Genomic DNA, 16,210 nt, shown 5'->3' with positions numbered 1-16,210 from the left:
GACGGTGTCAGCCCATCGTCTTCTGGCCGTCGATCGACTCCCGCAGGATGTCGGCGTGACCGGCGTGCTGAGCGGTCTCGGCGATGACGTGCAGGAAGACCCGTCGGGCCGACCAGCGCGCGCCCGGCTCGAACCACGGGGCCTCGGGCAGCTCGTGCTCGGCGTCGAGGTCCGGAAGGGTGGCGACCAGCTCATCGGTGTGCCTGGCCACCGCCTCGTAGTCGGACAGCACCCCCGCCAGCGTCTCCCCGGGCGCGAGGTGCCAGTGCCGGGCCAGGGCATCCGGACCCCAGTTGCGGTGCATCGCGTCCGCTCCGCCCTCGGCGAACCGCACCCATCCGGCCTCCGTGGCCGCCACGTGCTTGATCAGCCCGGCCAGGTTGAGTGCGCTGGCGGTCGGCCGCCGCAGCGCCTGCTCGTCGGTCAGGCCGCGGACGGTGAAGCGCAGGAAGGCCCGGTGCCGCCGCAGCGACTCGATCAGGTCGGCCCGCTCGCGCGTGAGTGTGGTCGTGCCGGTCATGGGATCTCCCCTTCCCGTCGTCCTCCGGTAGGACGGTGCCGACGCTAGGGGGAGCGAGTGCCGGATGGGACGCCGATCGGCGTCCGCAGATCGCAGACGATCAACCGCTCGCGTCGTGGGGGTTCAGGCGGACGGCGAGCACGGCGACGTCGTCGACCGGGTGGCCCGGGACGAGGCGGTGCAGGAGTTCGTCGCACAGCTGCGCCGGCGGCCGGTCCGCGAGCCCGGACAGCGCCTCCTGCAGCCGGGCCAGCGCGGCGTCGAGACCGATGTGGCGGCGCTCGACGAGCCCGTCGGTGTAGAGCAGCACGGTGCTGCCGGGCTCGACCGCCGCGGCGCCGTCCTGCCGGGGATGGCCCAGGCCGGGGCCGAGCATCGGTCCGGAGGCGCCGGTCAGCCAGCGGGAGTCCCCGGCCGGGCTCAGGACGGCGGGCGGCAGGTGCCCGGCCGACGACCAGCGCACCACGAACCCGCCGTCCGGCGCCCGCTCGAGCCGGACGACGGCCGCGGTGGCCAGCGTGTCGATGCCGAGCAGCCGCATCGCCCGGTCGAGCCTGGTCAGCACCGCGGCCGGCGTCGCGTCGTCGTGCGTGGTCGCGATCCCGCGCAGCAGGCTGCGCAGCTGGCCCATCGTGGCCGCCGCCGCGGTGTCGTGGCCGGTGACGTCCCCGATGACCAGCATCGTCGAGCCGTCGGCCTGCGGGAACGCGTCGTACCAGTCCCCGCCGACGGCGGCGGCCTCGGCCGCCGGCAGGTAGCGGACGGCGATCTCGGCGCCGTCGGGCTGCCGCGGAGCCGTGAGCATGCTGCGCTGCAGCTGCTCGGCGAGCTGGTGCTGCAGGTCGTACTGCCGGGCCATGCCCAGCGACAGCCCGGCGCGGTCGGCGATCTCCTGCGCTGTCGCCGTGTCCTCGGCGTCCGGTTCGCCGCCGTCGTAGAACAGGGTCAGGACGCCCAGGATGCGGCCGCCCGCGCGCATCGGCACGACCATCACCCAGGCCGGGGCCAGCGGGGCGAACAGCTCCCGCGCCCGGCCCGGCGGGAGGTCCTCGAGCGCGTCGGCGAAGCTCGTCTGCGCGCGGCCGCCGGTCTTCCAGGCCCCCTGCAGACCGGAGATGCCCGCGAGGACGGCACGTCGCTCCCTCGCGTACGCCTCCAGCGGGCCGCGGCGGGCGGGGTCGGCGTGCCAGCTGCCCAGGGCGTCGGGGACGCCCCGGCTGTCGATGACGGTCACGACGCAACCGTCGGCGAGCGCCGGGACGAGGAGGCGCGGCAGCCGTTCGGCGACCACGGACGCGTCCAGCGTGCCGGCGAGCTCGGCTCCGACCTGCAGGATCAGGCGCAGCCGGGCGGTCGCGGCGTCGACGGCGATGCTCCCCGGCACGCGCCTGAGGACTGGCTCGCGGGTCCGCTCGGCGGTGACGTCCCGGGCCGCGGCGAGCAGCCGCGTCGCCCGGCCGTGCGGGCCGCAGAGCGCGCGGCCGCGTGCCGAGATCCACCGCGTGTCGCCGTGCACTCCCTGGATCCGGCACAGCGTGTCGAAGTCGCCGCAGGTGTCGATCGCCGTCCGCGCCAGGAGCCGGAGCCGGGTGAGGTCCTCGGGGTCCAGGCGGGACTCGAAGGTCCCGACGTCCTGGGACCCGTGGATCCGCCGGTCGTAGCCGAACAGCGCGAGCAGCCGGTCGTCCCAGTCGAACTCGCCGGTGTCGAGGTCCCAGGTGAAGGTTCCGACCCCGGCCGACGCGACCGCCAGCTCCGCGGCCAGCGAGGTGGCCGGCCGCCGGTCCTCGCCGGTGCCGTCGGGATCGAGCGGCCTGGCTCCCACCTGTCCTCCCTCGCGGGTGCGACACGCGGCTGCGCCGGTCGTCCGACGGCTCCACGGCACCGGTACACACGCTACGGCGTGATTCCGGCCGAGTGCGCCTAGTCATCCACACCGCGCTGGACACGGGGAGCATGACCGCGACGACGGGGACGGTGCGGAACGGAGACGACATGAAGATCCGGATCGGGCTGGGCCTGAGCCCGCTGCACCCGGCGGACGACTTCGCGACCGTGGTCGGACGGATCGAGGAAGCCGGCATCGACTCGCTGTGGCTGTCCGAGCAGACCCAGTCGGCGCAGGTGGAGCCGATGATCGGGCTCGCGCACGCCGCGGCCCGGACCACCCGTCTGAAGGTGGGGACGTCGGTGACCGTCCTCCCGGGCCGGCACCCCGCCCTGGTCGCCAAGCAGGTCGCCTCGCTCGCGTGGCTGGCGCCGCGCCGGATCCTGCCGGTCTTCGGGTTGCAGCCGTTCCGCCCCGCCGACCGGGTGCTGTTCCCCGTTCCGGGCGGGCGTCGCGGCGCGGTCCTCGACGAGGCGATGCAGCTCGTCCGGCTCCTGCTGGAGCAGCCCACCGTGACCTTCCACGGCGAGTTCTTCGACGTTGACGGGATCGGCATCGGGCCGTTGCCGTCGCGCCCGCCGGACCTCTGGCTCGGCGGGTCGGCCGCCGGTGCGCTGCGCCGGGCAGGGCGGCTCGCGGACGGATGGCTCGGCAGCCTGCTCACGCCGAGCGAGTCCTCCGCCGCAGTGGCGACCATCGCCGCGGCGGCCGCGGAGGCGGGCAGGGCGATCGAGCCCGACCACTACGGGATGTCGCTGCGCGTCGTCCTCGACGATGCCGCGGACGCGGTGCTCGCGGAGACCCTCGCCCGGCGCCCGGACGCCGATCCGCTCGAGCTGGTCGCGCTGGGATGGGCCGGCGCGCGGGAGCTGGTGTCCCGCTACGTGGACGCGGGCGTCAGCAAGTTCGTGGTGCGCCCGGCCGCCCATCCCGGCTCGTGGGAGCGCCTCGCGACCGACTTCGCCGCGCAGTTGTCGAGCCTGGAGAACTGATCGGGCTGACCCGCGGTCACCGGTCGCCGGCCCATCCCGTCACGCCGACGACCCGGAGCACCAGCACCCGCGTGAAGGGCTGGTCCCGGTACTGCGGGTAGGCGCGCTCCAGCCGGGCGGCGAGCTCCGCCGTCCGGGCGGCCGCGGCGTCGCCCTGGCCCCGCAGCTCGGCGCGCACCCACCACAGCCGGGACCAGTCGGCGCGGTCCCAGTGCTCCACCAGCAGCGCGGCCCGCGGATCGGCCTCCAGGTTCCGCTCCCGCTGCAGCCGCGACGACGACTTCGGCTTGACCCGGTCGATGGGGACCCCGACCCAGCCGTCGTCGTCCACCACGTACACGACGGGCACCGCGTCGACGCCGCGCTCGGCGTGCACCGTGCACAGGACGCCGTGGTCGTGCGAGGCGAGTCGCGCACGCGCCTCGGTCTCGGTGAGCCTCATCGGGCCTACGCTTACCCGGGCGCCTGGGCGTCCGTTACTCGCTGTCACCTCAGCAGGTGGGTGTGCGATGAACGTAGCAGCGTGGGTGGAGCGCCACGGCCGACGGCGCCCGGACGCCCCGGCCCTGGCGGACGGCGACCGGGTGCACGCGAGCTGGCGGGCGTTCGCCGGCCGGACGGCCGCCGCGGCCGGCGGCCTGCGGGAGAGCTTCGGGCTGTCGCCGGGCGACCGGGTGGCCATCGTGATGCGCAACCGGCCCGAGTACCTCGAGGCGCTGTTCGCCGTCTGGCACGCCGGTCTCGTGGCCGTGCCGGTCAACGCCCGGCTGCACCGCGACGAGATCGGCTACATCCTCGGCCACAGCGGGTCGGCGGTCGTCGTGACCGACGACGAGCACGCCGAGGACGTCGAGTCGCTGGTCGGCGCCGTCGACGGGCTGCGGGCGGCGGTGCTCGCGCCCGGACCGCGGTGGAACCGGCTCACGGGGTCGCCGCCGGCGCCGCTGGCCGACCGGCAGCCGGGGGATGCGGCCTGGCTCTTCTACACGAGCGGCACCACCGGACGGCCCAAGGGAGCGACGCTCACGCAGCGCAACGTGCTCATGGCGTCGCTGAGCTACTTCGCCGACATCGACCAGGTGATGCCGGAGGACTGCATCCTGCACGCCGCGCCGCTGTCGCACGGCTCGGGGCTGTACGCGCTGCCCCACGTGGCGCGCGGAGCGGTCAGCGTCGTGCCGCACTCCGGCGGCGTGGACGGCGACGAGATCGCCGCCCTCCTGGGTCGCTGGCCCGGCATGTCGCTGTTCGCCGCGCCCACCATGGTGAAGCGCCTGGCCGGTGACCGTGCCGTCGCCGCCGCGGACCTGTCCCACCTGAAGACGATCGTCTACGGCGGCGCGCCGATGTACCTGGCCGACCTGGAGGACGCCCTCGGCGTCTTCGGTCCCCGCCTCGCCCAGATCTACGGGCAGGGCGAGGCGCCGATGACGATCACCGGCCTGTCCAAGGCCGACCACGCCGACCGGGACCACCCGCGGTGGCGGGAGCGCCTGCAGAGCGTCGGCTTCCCCCGCACCGACGTCGAGGTCCGCGTCGTCGACGGCGCGGACCGCGATCTCCCCGTCGGCGAGATCGGCGAGGTGGTGGTCCGGGGCGACGTCGTGATGGCCGGCTACTGGAAGCAGCCCGAGGCGACGGCCGAGTCGCTGCGCGGCGGCTGGCTGCACACCGGGGACGTCGGCAGCTTCGACGACGAGGGTTATCTGACACTGCGGGACCGGTCCAAGGACCTGATCATCAGCGGCGGGATGAACATCTACCCCCGCGAGGTGGAGGAGGCACTGCTCCGCCACCCCGGCGTCCGGGCCGTCGCCGTCGTCGGCCGGCCCGACCCGGAGTGGGGCGAGGCGGTGGTCGCCTTCGTCGTGGCCGCCGACGGCGCCGCGCCGCCGCCGACGGAGGACCTCGACCGGACGTGCCTGGAGCACATCGCCCGGTACAAGCGCCCCAAGGACTACCGGTTCGTCGACGCCCTGCCGACGAACAACTACGGCAAGGTCCTCAAGCGCGAGCTGCGCGAGCGGCTCCAGGCGGCCGGCGCCTGAGGGGGGCGACGCCCGCCCGGGGAGCTGTTACGGTCCGCCTCGGCAGGCGAGTCGGATGGCTCGGAGGTGCCACCCGACGACAGCGTCGGCCATCGAGGCCCGTGACCGCTCGGGAAGGACTCCCGCCATGAAGCTCGCCCTCTACCTGCCGAACTTCCGCGACAAGGTGACCGTCCAGGAGCTCGAGGACCTCACGAGCCTGGCCGAACAGCTCGACTTCGACTCGGTCTGGACCCTCGACCGGATCGTCGTCCCGGAGGCCTCCGACCGACAGGAGCTGCAGTACTCGTTCGGCATGATGGAGGAGTTCCCGAAGGCGCTGCCGGTCTCCTCCCGCGGCCAGTGGTACCAGGGCTGGCCGCTCATCCCGTGGCTCGCGGCCAAGACGTCGAAGGTGCGGATCGGGATGAGCATCACCGACACGCCGTACCGGGCTCCCGGCGTCCTCGCCACCGAGCTCGCCACGGTGGACCACCTCTCGAACGGCCGGCTCAACGTCGGCGTCGGGGCGGGCTGGATGCCGGAGGAGTTCGCCGCGGCGAGCGCGTCGCACATCTTCCCGAAGCGGCACACCCACGTGCGCGAAACGATCGAGATCATGCAGGGCATCTGGACGAACGACCTGTTCGAGTACCACGGCGAGTTCGCCGACTTCGACCGGTGCGGCTTCGGCGCCAAGCCCTTGCAGAAGCCGCACCCGCCGATCTACTTCAGCGGGCTCCGGGACCCGAAGCGGGCGGCCAGCCGCGTCGCGAAGTACGGCCTGGCGGGCTGGATCGGCATCCAGGACACGCCCGAGGAGCTCCAGCAGTGGCGGGGCGCCATCGCGCGCGAGCTGGAGGAGCAGCACGGGAAGTCGATCGACGACCTCGAGATCTCCAGCATGATCTGGTTCGTCATCACCGACGAGGAGACCGACCAGACGCCGCGCGGCAAGGGCACCAACCTGCTGGCCGGGACGGTCGCGCAGATCACCGACACGCTCAAGCGCTACCAGGACGTGGGGCTGACGATGCCCCTCCTCTGGCCGCCGTTCGCGGACGTGCCGGTCGCCAAGACCCTCGACGACATGAAGCGTCTCCGGGAAGAGATCATGCCGAAGGTGGACGCCGGGTAGCGAACGCCTCCAGGACCTGGTCGGCATAGGCGAGTGCCGCGTCCGGGTCGACGTCAGGAGACACGACCCGTGACGAGAAGTTGAGGTCGAGGAAGACCTCGGTGACACCCTGCGCGCGCAGCGCCGCGAGGTCGTCGAGCACCTGCTCGCGCGTCCCGTGGAGGGGCGGCCGCTGCCCGCCGGGGTCGTCGTCGACGAGGTCGACGAGGCCGCGGACGACGAAGCGCAGGGCCTCCGGGTCGCGGCCGGCCTCCCGGGCGCCGTCGCGCACCGTCTCGATGTCCGCGCCGATGCGGGTGAGGTCGTGCCGGCTGCTGCTGATCCAGCCCTGGGCGAGCCGCCCGGCGCGGCGCAGGGCGGGCTCGGCCGCGCCGCCGAGCAGCATCGGCGGGTGCGGTCGCTGCACCGGCGGGGGGCTCTGGTGCGAGCGCGGGACCGTGTAGAACTCGCCGGCGAACTCGGCCGGGTCCTGCGTCCAGAGTGCGGTCAGGCAGCGCAGGTACTCGTCCATCCGTGCGCCGCGCCGCTCGAACGGCACGCCGGCGGCGGCGTACTCCTGCCGCAGCCAGCCGATCCCGAGCCCGGCGGTGAGCCGGCCACCGGAGAGCACGTCCAGCGACGTCAGTGCCTTGGCGAGCAGCGCGGGTGCGGTGTACGGGGCGCAGATGGTCGCCGTCCCGAGTCCGATCCGGTCGGTGTGCCCGGCGACGAGCGCGAGCGAGATGAGCGGGTCGTGCACCGTGCGGTACGGCGCGTCGAGCTTGCCACTGGCGGGGTAGAGCACGCGCTGGAAGCTCCACAGCGACGCGTACCCGAGCTCCTCGGCGCGACGGGCGGTGCGCCGCATGTTCTCCGGCGTCGCCCAGCCGCCCGACACCGGCAGGCCGAACCCGAGCAGGGGCAGGTCACGCGTCACGCCGCACGACTCTGCCAGGTTCCGGGGAGTCTCTCAGCTCGTCCGCGGTCCGCCGGCTCACCGGCCGGCGCCGGCCTCTTCCAGTGCCCTGGCGGTGAGCACCCGAGCGAGGTGGGACCGGTAGGCGGCGTCGGCACGCAGGTCCGACGGCGGGCTGGTTCCCTCGGCCGCGACGGTGGCCGCCTGATCGGCGCCGGCGCCGTCGGTCAGCGCGCGTTCCGTGGCGTGCGCCCGCACCGGAACCGGCCCCATGTTGACCAGCCCGACGGCGTGCCCGTCGGCCGTCTGCTGGACGGCGACCCCGACGATCGCCCAGTCGTGGCTGCGCTGCCGGAACTTCTGGAAACTCCACGGCCGACCGGTCTGCACCGGTACGCGGATCTCCACGAGGATCTCCCCGGGCTCGGCGGCCGTCTCCCAGAAGTCGAGGAAGAAGTCGGAGGCAGCGAGCGAGCGCTCGCCGCCCGGGCCGCGCAGCACGAGCGTCGCGCCGAGCGCCAGGAGCACCGCCGGGACGTCGGCCGCCGGGTCGCCGTGCATCACCGCGCCGCCGATGGTCCCGCGGGCGCGCACCTGCCGGTCCCCCACGGTGGCCACCGCGGCGGCCAGCAGCGGCACGTGCTCGCGGACGAGGGACGAGAACTCGACGTCGCGGTAGCGCACGGCGGCACCGAGCCGCAGCACCCCGTCGGACTGCTCCAGGGTGCGCAGTTCGTGCACGCCGCTGATGTCGATCAGCACCTCGGGTGCCGCCAGCCGGAACTTCATCAGCGGGATCAGCGAGTGGCCGCCGGCGAGGAACGTGGCGTCGTCACCGTGCTCGTCCTTGAGCGCCGCGGCGTGCGCGAGCGAGTCGGCGCGCAGGTAGTCGAAGCGGGCGGGGATCATCGCCGACCCACCTCGGCGGCCCGCTGAGCGTGCGCGGTGGCCCGTGGTCCCGGGCCGCCGTGCTGCGCGGCCCACGCCACGGACTCGACGATCATCTGGTAGCCCGTGCAGCGGCACAGGTTGCCCTCGAGGCCCTCACGGATCTCCCCAGGAGTGGGGTCCGGGTTGTCGAGCAGCAGACCGGTGGCGGCGACGACCATGCCGGGCGTGCAGTAGCCGCACTGCAGGCCGTGGCGCTGCCGGAAGCCTTCCTGCACCGGCGACATCTGCCCGTTGGTGGCCAGGCCTTCGACGGTGAGCACCTCGCTGCCGTCCGCTGCCGCGGTGAAGACCGTGCAGGACTTCACCGCGACCCCGTCGAGCAGCACCGTGCAGGCGCCGCAGTTGGAGGAGTCGCAGCCGACGTGCGTCCCGGTCAGGCCGAGTGTCTCGCGCAGGTAGTGCACGAGCAGCTGCCGGGACTCCACGGTGTGCTGGCCGACGACTCCGTTGACGCGGAGCTCGACGTCGTGTCTCACGGGGTCACCTGCCCGTCGTCGGTGGGTCCGGCCGTCGCGTCGCGCATCGTCGTCCAGACCTTGAAGGGGGTCAGTGGCATGTCGATGTGCCGGACGCCGAGGTGCGAGAGGGCGTCGACGACCGCGTTGACCACGGCCTGCGGTGCCGCCGTCGCCCCGGATTCGCCCAGCCCCTTCGCGCCCAGCGGGTTGAAGCTGGTCCTCACCTCGAGGTGGTAGGTCTCCGGCCCGGGCACGTCCGGTGCACCGGGGACGGCGTAGTCGACGAGGGACGACGTGACCGGCTGCCCCTCGTCGTCGTAGACGACCTCCTCCAGCAGGGCCTGCGCGATGCCCTGGATCACGCCCCCCTCGACCTGGCCGCGGGCGGTGAGCGGGTTGATCACCGTGCCGCAGTCGTCCACGGCCACGTAGCGGAGGATGTGCACCTGCCCGGTGTCCCGGTCGATCTCGACGACGCAGGCGTGCGCGCCGCTCGGGAAACTGAGATTGGCCGGCTCGTAGTAGTCGGTGACGTGCAGGCCGACCTCCATGCCGTCCGGGCACCGGTGCGGCTTGTAGGCGGTCAGGGCGACCTCGGCGAGGGTCACCGCTGCTCCCGGGGTTCCCCGGACGCCGAACGTCTCGCCGTCCTGCTCGATGTCTTCCTCGGCGGCCTCCAGCAGGTGCGCGGCGATCTGCACCAGCTTCTGGCGAAGCTTGTCGCTGGAGCGCTGCACCGCCGGACCGCACACCACGACGCCTCGGCTGCCCAGCGTGCCGATGCCCTCCTGCACGGTGTGGGTGTCGCCGTGGAGGACGGTGATCCGGTCCATCGGGATGCCGCCGAGGGCGTCCGAGGCGATCTGCGCGAAGGCCGTCTCGTGGCTCTGGCCGTGCGGGCTCGTGCCCACGGAGACGACGACGGAGCCGTCCGGGTTCATGCGGACGGTGGAGGACTCCCAGCCGCCGATGAAGCCGAACTGCTCGGCGAGCGGGGTCGGTCCGACGCCACCGAGCTCGACGAAGGTGGAGAAGCCGATCCCGAGCAGCGGCCGGCTCGGGTCGTGCCGTCGCTCGTCGGCCTCCGCGCGGAGCCCGTCGTGGTCGAGGTGCCCGAGCAGGGTGTCGAGCAGCCGCGGGAAGTCGCTCTCGTCGTAGACGATCCCCGGCCACTGCGTCGCGTACGGCATCTCCTCGGGCTGGATGAAGTTCACCCGGCGGACCTCGAGCGGATCGCGGCCGAGCTCGTCGGCGACCACGTCGACCACCCGCTCGATGAGGAAGGCCGCCTCCGGCCGCCCTGCCCCTCGGTAGGCCGCGACCGGGGTGGTGTTGGTCGTGGCGCTCCGGAACGACGCCGCGATCGTGCCGATCTTGTAGCAGCCGCCCGACATGAAGCTCGTCAGCGTCGGCAACGTGGCCCCGGTGGGATTCGGCCAGGCCCCGCAGTCCTGGACGATGGCCAGGCGCATGGCCAGCAACCGGCCCTCGTCGTCGTAGCCGACGTCGACGTCCTGCACCTGCGCGCGACCGTGGGTCATGGAGACGAGGTTCTCGCTGCGGGTCTCGACGTACTTCACCGAGCGGCCCAGCCTCCGGGACAGCTCGGCGGTGAGCAGGAACTCCGGGTAGAAGCTCGCCTTGGCCCCGAAGCCGCCGCCCACGTCCGGGGCCACGACCCGGACCTGGTCCTGCCGCAGCCCGAACATCACCGCCAGTGCGTTGCGCAGGGAGTGGGGCGCCTGCACCGTCGCGTACAGCGTCAGGCCCGAGCTGTTCCAGTCGGCCAGGCAGCCGCCGGGCTCGACGGGGACGGGGGCCAGTCGCTGGTTGCGGATGCGCAGCGTGGTGCGGTGCGGGGCAGCGGCGAGTTCCGCCTCGGCGTCGTCCTCGGTCAGGGGCACGGTCATGACGACGTTGCTGGTCTGCCCCGGCAGGATCGGCGCCGCTCCCTCGGCCAGCGCCTGGTCGAGGGTGGCCAGCACCGGGAGGGGGTCGTAGTCCACGGCCACCGCCGCGGCGGCGTCGGCCGCCAGGTACCGGTCGGTCGCGACGACGACGGCGACCGGCTCGCCCACGAAGCGGACGGCGTCGGACGCCAGGCAGGGGCGCTCCATCCCGGGGAGCGAGGGGACCGGCGGCAGCTCCTCGAGGTCGGCCGCCGTCCAGATGCCGAGGACCCCTTGCCGCTCCCCCGCCTCCTTGGTGTCGATCGACAGGACCCGTGCGTGGGCCTGGACGCTGCGCACGAAGGCGAGGTGGACCATGCCCGGCAGGTGGATGTCGTCGACGAAGCGCCCCCGCCCCGTGAGCAGGGCCGGATCCTCCTTGCGGACGACGGCCGCCCCGACCATGGAGGCCATCACCGGGTCACCGGCCCGTGTCCGGGATCCCCGGGCGTCCGGATGGGATCGCAGTGGCGGAACAGTGGCGGCATCACGGCCACCTCCTCGGTTCGGCGTCCTGCCGGAGGTGGGGGTGATGGTGCCGGGTCACGCGGCCGAACAGCCCGGTCAGGACTCCCGGTCCGGGCCGCCCTGTGTGCCGTCACCGACCGCCATCGGGTCCCCGCTCTGGGGCAGGACGGCCGTCCGCGCCCGTCAGGGCCTGCTCACACGCCGGAGAGGTCGATCCGGAACATGCCGCGACCGTGGGTGACCGCCACCAGCGTCTCCCCCATCCAGATCAGGTCGTCGACGGAGCAGTTCGCCGGCCCCTCGTTGCTCGGTGACCACGTCGCCGCGGCATCGTCGCTGGCGAAGACGCCCACCTCGGTGCCCAGGTAGACGTGGTCGGACCGCCTGGGGTGCACGGCGACGGCCCGCACCGGGGCCGGCGGCAGGATCGACGACGGCGGCGCCCAGTCGATGCCGCCGTTCCGGGTGACCCAGACGTTGTCGCTCTGGTAACCGCCGAAGCCCACGTACACCGTGTCCGGATCGGCGGGGTCGACGGTGATGCAGGTGCAGTACCGCTGCGGCGTGAGCCCGGTCGGCCCGGTCGCGCCGATGCGCTGCCAGGTGGGCGTGGCCGACGTGCCGTTCGTCGTGCGGAAGACCATGCCGTTGCGGTGGCCGACCCAGACCGTGTCGGGATCCCCGGGGACGACGGCGATCGCGCTGATCTCCGATCCGGCGCTCGGCTTGATCGAGGCCCAGCGGGGCCCGGAGGTCGGGGTGTTCGGCGTCTTCGCGTCGTTCGTGCGCCACAGTTGCAGCCCGCCGGCCAGCAGCCGATCGGCGTCGTTGGGGTCGAGCACGAACGGGGCGATGAACAGCGCCGATCGCGACTGCGCGTCCGGGATCCGGAACGGCACCGGTTTCCAGTCCCAGTCATTGATGGCCGGGTTCCAGAACTGGCCGCTGATGTAGCGGTCACCGGTGGTGTCGTCCGTCGTGCCGCCGTCGGTGTTGCGGTGGATGTTGAGGAACACGTACTCGCCGTAGAAGACGTCCGGATCGCCGGGGTCGGCGGCGCACCAGCCGCCGTCACCGCCGAAGAACGTGGTCCAGCTCTCGGTGCCCGCCGCGGGGTCGTAGCACAGGCTGCCGTTGTCCTGCGCTCCCCCGACGATCTTCCCGGAGGTCGCGTTGCCGGCGGCGCCGTAGAACTGGGTCACGCCGTAGTTGTTCTCCAGCTCGGTCCAGCCCGTCGTGTACGGCGGCTGGGCCTCCGAACCGACCGAGGCGAGGTCGCCCCGGTAGACCCCTCCGTCGTTGCCGACGAAGACGATCTGGCTGCCCTCGCCGTAGCCCGGGGAACTCACGATCGCGTGGTTGTCGGCGTGGGCCGAGTCCGGTGACGCCCACCAGGTGCTGATCTCCGCCAGGGTGTCGCCGCCGTCCCGGCTGCGCCACAGCTCGATCCCGCCCACGACGACGTGGTCGGCATCGGCGGGGTCGCCCGCCCAGATCGAGTTGTCGTACCAGCCCTGGTCCCCGAGGTAGGGGGCCGGGGCGCCGGTGGCGTCGAGCGTCTTGCGCTGCTCGTAGCTCTCCCCGCCGTCGATCGACCGCCAGACCTGGCCGCTCGTCGCCTCCACGGAGGCGTAGACGGTGTCGTGGTCCGCCTCGGCGTAGGCGAGTTCCACCCGGCCCGACCAGGGCCCGTGCGCGGCGGCGGTCCACGTGGTCCCGCCGTCGCGGCTGTACCAGGCCTCCCCCACCCCGAGCGCGCCCGCGACCGCTCGCGAGCCGTCCTGGGGATCGAACCTGACGTCGCCGGTGGGGACGTCGTGGACCCGGGTCCAGACCGCGCGCGCCGGGTCGCTGCTGCGGAAGATCCCGGTCCCCGTGGCGGCGAGCACGACGTCGCCCGAGGGTGACACGGCGATCCGGTTCACGAAGTGGAAGTCGGTCCCGGTCGTCGACGGGAGCTGCGTCCAGTTCGTGCCGTCGGTGGTCAGGAAGATGCCCGCACCCCGGATGGCGTCGGCGTTGAGGAAGCCCTCCCCGGTGCCGGCATAGATCACCGAGGCGTCGGTGGGGTCCATGGCGAGGCAGGTGCAGGCGAGGTTGTCGAGGAAGTCGTCGACGGGAGTCCAGCTGCCGCCGCCGTCGTCCGTCCGCCACACACCGCCACCGGCGCTCGCCGCCCACATCCGGGACGGGTCGGCCGGGTCGATGACGATGCCGCGCGTCCGGCCACCGATGTTGCCGGGCCCGATCCACTCCCACGTCGCACCCTGCAGGCCTGCGGTCGGAGCTCCGGGGGACGGCGCGGCCGGCGCCACGGGCACCCCGGCGGCGCTCCGCCTGGCCGAGGTGGCCAGCATGAGAGCACGCCGCTGCGCGGCGGTCGCCAGGGCGTTCGGCGGGACCTCGCCGGCGTCGTCCGTCGCCTGCAGGAGCCGGAACTCCGCCCGCGCGCGCGGCAGGTCGGGGTAGCCGATCCGCCGGACGGCCCGTCGCAGCGCGGCCTCCGACAGCCCGTCGAGGGTGTCGTTGGTCGCGCCTCGGGTCGCCCGGAGCAGACCGACCTGCTCGACGCTGATGCCCTTGGCCTGGGCGAGGTCCTCGTCGGAGATGGGCATGGTCACCTCTCAGTGGGCTGGAACCCGGTATCAGGGACGCAGCGGCGGCGGGCGGCGCGGGGCCTGCTCGTCGACGACGACCTGCCACACCTGCGCGTTCGACGCCGCGTCCACCGCGCGGAGCACGACGTGCCCGGTGGCCGGCGGCGTGGCCAGTTCGAGGCGCAACGGCCCGAGCCGTCCGTGCTGGACGACGTCGGGCGCGACGCCGGGCGCAGCGGCCGGGACCGCCTCGGGGACGGCGGCCTCCGCGTCGACGGGCTCCACGGCCTGCACCGTGCGGGCCCGCAGATCGATGCGGACGGCGCCGGACACTCGGTGCGTGGAGTCCTCGAGCACGCGCCGGCTCGGCGCGGCGCCGCCCCCGTAGTGCGTCGCGATGGCCCAGCGGAGCACCACCCCGCCGTCCTCGACGACGCAGCTCAGCTCGACGGACGGCCGGTCGGCCGGCATGGCAGGTTCCGGCAGCCCGGCGGTCCAGAGCTCGTGTCCGTCCGTCGCGTCGAGGACGACGACCTCGGGAGGAGCGGGCGGGAGAGAGCGGAGCGCGACGACCGCGCCGGCCGTGACGGCGCAGGGCCGCAGTCCCCGCCCGGCACGCCAGCGGACGATCCCTCCCCCGGGATCGATGGCGACGAGTTCACCGCTCCGCGTACCGACGACGGCCAGGCGACCGTCGTCGGCCACGCCCAGCGGGATCGGCTGCACCATGCGCGCCTCCCCGTCTCGGCTCGGGCCGGAGCCTGGCAGAGAACCGTCACCCCTGCGTCACCGTTGCGCCTCGTCCGGTCCTGGTCAGGAGCCCTCCGCCGGGCGTCGCCGGGCGGCCCGGTAGTCCCGGCGGGCGAGGAGTCCCGACGCAACGGCCGATCCGGCGAGGACGAGCACGAGCCACCACTCGGTGGCGCCGCTTCCGGCATCCGGTTCGACGCCGAAGAGGGACTCGATCCAGGTCGGCCAGACGAGGGTCACGACGGCGAGAATCCCGGTGACGACCGCGAGAGTCGTCTCGATCCGAGCCTTCAGCATCGGTTCTCCCTCCGACCGTCCGCTCGGCGTCCACCGAACGACGGGGGCACTCCTCGCGGGATCATGCGCGCCGGCCGTCACCCCGGCGTCACCCACCCGCCGTCGATCCCTCTCAATAGCTTCGCGGGAGGCCGAGGACGTGCGAGCCGAGGAAGTTCAGCACCATCTCCTGGCTGATCGGCGCGATCCGGGTCAGCCGCGCCTCCCGGAAGTAGCGGGCCACGTGGTACTCCTCCGAGTAGCCCATGCCCCCGTGCGTCTGCAGCGCCCGGTCGGCGGCTTCGAAGCCGGCGTCCGCGCAGAGGTACTTGGCGGTGTTGGCCTCGCGGCCGCAGGGCAGGCCCTGGTCGTAGAGCCAGGTCGCCTTGCGCAGCATCAGCTCCGCGGCGTCGAGGCGGGCGAGGGAGTCGGCCAGCGGGAACTGGATGCCCTGGTTCATGCCGATCGGCCGGCCGAACACCTCCCGCTCGTTCCCGTACCGGGTGGCCCGGCGCAGGGCGGCCCGGCCGATGCCGAGCGCCTCCGCCGCGATCAGGCACCGCTCCGGGTTGAGGCCGTCGAGGAGGTAGGTGAAGCCCCGTCCCTCCTCCCCCACGCGGTGCTCCTCGGGGATCCGCAGGTCGTCGATGAACAGCTCGTTCGACGTGACCGCGTTGCGCCCCATCTTCGGGATGGGCCGGATGGTGACGTGGTTGCGGTCGAGATCGGTGAAGAACAGCGTCAGGCCGTCGGTCCTGCGCGGTGAGTCCTCGTACCTCGTCGACCGGGTCAGCAGGAGGATCTTCTCGGACTCCATCGCCTTGGAGATCCAGACCTTCGCGCCGTTGACGACGTAGTCGGAGCCGTCCCGGCGGGCGAAGGTGGTGATCCTGGTCGTGTCGAGGCCGGCGCCGGGCTCGGTCACCCCGAAGCACACGTGCAGGTCGCCGCTGGCGATGCGCGGGAGGTTCTCCCTCTTCATCTCCTCCGAGCCGTGCACGATCACCGGGTGCATGCCGAAGATCGACATGTGCATCGAGCTGGCGCCGTTCATGCCGGCACCCGAGGCGGCGACCTCCTCGAGCAGCAGTGAGGCCTCGGTGATGCCGAAACCGTGCCCGCCGTACTCCTCGGGGGTGGTGATGCCGAGCCAGCCCGCCTGGGCGAAGGCGTCGTAGAACTCCGTCGGGAACTCGTGCGCCTGGTCCTTGCGCATCCAGTACTCGTCGTCGAAGCGCGAGGCCAGCTCGGCGACGGCCTTCCGGATGGCCTGCTGGTCCTCCGACAGCGCGAAGTCCATG

Annotated in this window: 14 protein-coding genes; 3 read left to right on the top strand and 11 right to left on the bottom strand. The window is 73.3% G+C overall.

The annotated features are described in order from the left end of the window. Positions 1 to 7: 7 nt before the first annotated feature. Positions 8 to 520, bottom strand: coding sequence for a DinB family protein (locus tag AB3388_RS08755; RefSeq protein WP_495410372.1), 513 nt, complete (start codon positions 518 to 520; stop codon positions 8 to 10). A 100-nt stretch (positions 521 to 620) separates the two neighbouring features. After that, positions 621 to 2,345 (bottom strand): PP2C family protein-serine/threonine phosphatase, encoded by a 1,725-nt coding sequence (locus AB3388_RS08750; protein WP_495410371.1) that lies wholly within the window; start codon positions 2,343 to 2,345, stop codon positions 621 to 623. Positions 2,346 to 2,515: 170 nt separating this feature from the next. Here AB3388_RS08750 and AB3388_RS08745 point away from each other — a divergent pair, with 170 nt between their 5' ends. Continuing rightward, positions 2,516 to 3,400, top strand: coding sequence for a TIGR03854 family LLM class F420-dependent oxidoreductase (locus AB3388_RS08745; RefSeq protein WP_495410370.1), 885 nt, complete (start codon positions 2,516 to 2,518; stop codon positions 3,398 to 3,400). A 16-nt stretch (positions 3,401 to 3,416) separates the two neighbouring features. Here the strand turns inward: AB3388_RS08745 and AB3388_RS08740 are convergent, their stop codons facing one another. Then, positions 3,417 to 3,842, bottom strand: a complete 426-nt coding sequence (locus tag AB3388_RS08740; protein WP_495410369.1) for a pyridoxamine 5'-phosphate oxidase family protein — start codon at positions 3,840 to 3,842, stop codon at positions 3,417 to 3,419. A 67-nt stretch (positions 3,843 to 3,909) separates the two neighbouring features. On the opposite strand from AB3388_RS08740, the gene AB3388_RS08735 reads away from it, so the two are divergent. Continuing rightward, on the top strand, positions 3,910 to 5,448 hold the full coding sequence (locus tag AB3388_RS08735) for an AMP-binding protein (RefSeq protein WP_495410368.1): 1,539 nt from the start codon (positions 3,910 to 3,912) through the stop codon (positions 5,446 to 5,448). Between the two features lie 127 nt (positions 5,449 to 5,575). Further along, a complete protein-coding gene (locus AB3388_RS08730; protein WP_495410367.1) occupies positions 5,576 to 6,565 on the top strand; it encodes an LLM class flavin-dependent oxidoreductase in 990 nt (329 codons plus the stop codon). Here AB3388_RS08730 and AB3388_RS08725 read toward each other — a convergent pair. The 8 genes from AB3388_RS08725 to AB3388_RS08690 form a co-directional block, all read right to left on the bottom strand. Beyond that, positions 6,540 to 7,481: a TIGR03619 family F420-dependent LLM class oxidoreductase gene (locus AB3388_RS08725; RefSeq protein WP_495410366.1), complete on the bottom strand. Its 942-nt coding sequence runs from the start codon at positions 7,479 to 7,481 to the stop codon at positions 6,540 to 6,542. The genes AB3388_RS08730 and AB3388_RS08725 overlap by 26 nt on opposite strands. Positions 7,482 to 7,538: 57 nt before the next feature. Continuing rightward, positions 7,539 to 8,369 carry an FAD binding domain-containing protein gene (locus AB3388_RS08720; RefSeq protein WP_495410365.1) on the bottom strand — a complete coding sequence of 277 codons (831 nt, stop codon included), beginning with the start codon at positions 8,367 to 8,369 and terminating at the stop codon, positions 7,539 to 7,541. Then, positions 8,366 to 8,887: a (2Fe-2S)-binding protein gene (locus tag AB3388_RS08715; RefSeq protein ID WP_495410364.1), complete on the bottom strand. Its 522-nt coding sequence runs from the start codon at positions 8,885 to 8,887 to the stop codon at positions 8,366 to 8,368. Before AB3388_RS08715 ends, AB3388_RS08720 begins: the two co-directional genes overlap by 4 nt. Continuing rightward, positions 8,884 to 11,232: a xanthine dehydrogenase family protein molybdopterin-binding subunit gene (locus AB3388_RS08710; protein WP_495410363.1), complete on the bottom strand. Its 2,349-nt coding sequence runs from the start codon at positions 11,230 to 11,232 to the stop codon at positions 8,884 to 8,886. Before AB3388_RS08710 ends, AB3388_RS08715 begins: the two co-directional genes overlap by 4 nt. A gap of 248 nt (positions 11,233 to 11,480) precedes the next feature. Continuing rightward, positions 11,481 to 13,901: a WD40/YVTN/BNR-like repeat-containing protein gene (locus tag AB3388_RS08705; protein WP_495410362.1), complete on the bottom strand. Its 2,421-nt coding sequence runs from the start codon at positions 13,899 to 13,901 to the stop codon at positions 11,481 to 11,483. A gap of 30 nt (positions 13,902 to 13,931) precedes the next feature. Continuing rightward, a complete protein-coding gene (locus tag AB3388_RS08700; RefSeq protein ID WP_495410361.1) occupies positions 13,932 to 14,612 on the bottom strand; it encodes an outer membrane protein assembly factor BamB family protein in 681 nt (226 codons plus the stop codon). 84 nt (positions 14,613 to 14,696) lie between these two features. Beyond that, positions 14,697 to 14,930: a hypothetical protein gene (locus AB3388_RS08695; protein WP_495410360.1), complete on the bottom strand. Its 234-nt coding sequence runs from the start codon at positions 14,928 to 14,930 to the stop codon at positions 14,697 to 14,699. 112 nt (positions 14,931 to 15,042) lie between these two features. Next, on the bottom strand, positions 15,043 to 16,209 hold the full coding sequence (locus AB3388_RS08690) for an acyl-CoA dehydrogenase family protein (protein ID WP_495410359.1): 1,167 nt from the start codon (positions 16,207 to 16,209) through the stop codon (positions 15,043 to 15,045). Between the last annotated feature and the right edge of the window lies 1 nt (position 16,210).

The organism is Geodermatophilus sp. SMS 5-13, from assembly GCF_059428245.1.
Note: the sequence above shows the minus strand (reverse complement) of the source record. Positions and strands in the feature narration are given on the sequence as shown.

Excerpts from the sequence above, each read along its gene's own strand:
- AB3388_RS08755 (WP_495410372.1), bottom strand. The coding sequence starts at position 520 with ATGACCGGCACGACCACACTCACGCGCGAGCGGGCCGACCTGATCGAG.
- AB3388_RS08745 (WP_495410370.1), top strand. The coding sequence starts at position 2,516 with ATGAAGATCCGGATCGGGCTGGGCCTGAGCCCGCTGCACCCGGCGGAC.
- AB3388_RS08740 (WP_495410369.1), bottom strand. The coding sequence starts at position 3,842 with ATGAGGCTCACCGAGACCGAGGCGCGTGCGCGACTCGCCTCGCACGAC.
- AB3388_RS08735 (WP_495410368.1), top strand. The coding sequence starts at position 3,910 with ATGAACGTAGCAGCGTGGGTGGAGCGCCACGGCCGACGGCGCCCGGAC.
- AB3388_RS08730 (WP_495410367.1), top strand. The coding sequence starts at position 5,576 with ATGAAGCTCGCCCTCTACCTGCCGAACTTCCGCGACAAGGTGACCGTC.
- AB3388_RS08720 (WP_495410365.1), bottom strand. The coding sequence starts at position 8,369 with ATGATCCCCGCCCGCTTCGACTACCTGCGCGCCGACTCGCTCGCGCAC.
- AB3388_RS08710 (WP_495410363.1), bottom strand. The coding sequence starts at position 11,232 with ATGGCCTCCATGGTCGGGGCGGCCGTCGTCCGCAAGGAGGATCCGGCC.
- AB3388_RS08705 (WP_495410362.1), bottom strand. The coding sequence starts at position 13,901 with ATGCCCATCTCCGACGAGGACCTCGCCCAGGCCAAGGGCATCAGCGTC.
- AB3388_RS08700 (WP_495410361.1), bottom strand. The coding sequence starts at position 14,612 with ATGGTGCAGCCGATCCCGCTGGGCGTGGCCGACGACGGTCGCCTGGCC.
- AB3388_RS08695 (WP_495410360.1), bottom strand. The coding sequence starts at position 14,930 with ATGCTGAAGGCTCGGATCGAGACGACTCTCGCGGTCGTCACCGGGATT.
- AB3388_RS08690 (WP_495410359.1), bottom strand. The coding sequence starts at position 16,209 with ATGGACTTCGCGCTGTCGGAGGACCAGCAGGCCATCCGGAAGGCCGTC.